The sequence below is a fragment of the Bradyrhizobium sp. SRL28 genome, assembly GCF_018596315.1.
Classification (GTDB): domain Bacteria; phylum Pseudomonadota; class Alphaproteobacteria; order Rhizobiales; family Xanthobacteraceae; genus Bradyrhizobium.
The window spans coordinates 1-415 of the sequence record NZ_JAHEAG010000233.1 but is presented as its reverse complement, the minus strand read 5'-3'; the positions used below and the strand labels follow the sequence as shown (position 1 = coordinate 415).

The following is a 415-nucleotide window of genomic DNA, read 5'->3' as shown; positions in this document are numbered from 1 at the left end:
GCTCGGCAGCTTGAGCGGTGCCGCCGCTGGGGGTGGTGTTGGCGGCCTATTAGGCGGCGGACTGGGAGAGCTGCTGGATCGGTTTAAGCAGAACGGTCAAGGCGATGCGGCAGAATCTTGGATCAATAAAGGTCCCAATAAAGACCTACCCCCGCCCCAGCTGAAGCAAGCCATTGGTACGGATGTACTGGCCGCGCTTGAGCAACAAACCGGGTTGTCGCAGGAAGAACTCTTGGCGAGGCTATCCCGAGAACTCCCTTCGGCCATCGATCAATATACGCCCGACGGCCGTATCCCCGCCTAACAATCACCCCGAAGGGAATATGACATGGGCATTGTGTGGACCATTATAATCGGATTTGTAGCGGGTGTGATTGCCAAATTCATCATGCCTGGAGACAATGAGCCGACCGGC

General features: G+C 56.9%; 2 protein-coding genes. Both read left to right on the top strand.

What is annotated here, in order from left to right; genetic code table 11:
• On the top strand, positions 1–304 hold a 304-nt coding region (locus KIP88_RS46140), incomplete at its 5' end, for a YidB family protein (protein WP_214494673.1).
• A gap of 24 nt (positions 305–328) precedes the next feature.
• Positions 329–415, top strand: an 87-nt coding sequence (locus tag KIP88_RS47765; protein WP_374226625.1) for a GlsB/YeaQ/YmgE family stress response membrane protein, incomplete at its 3' end; no start/stop codon positions are given.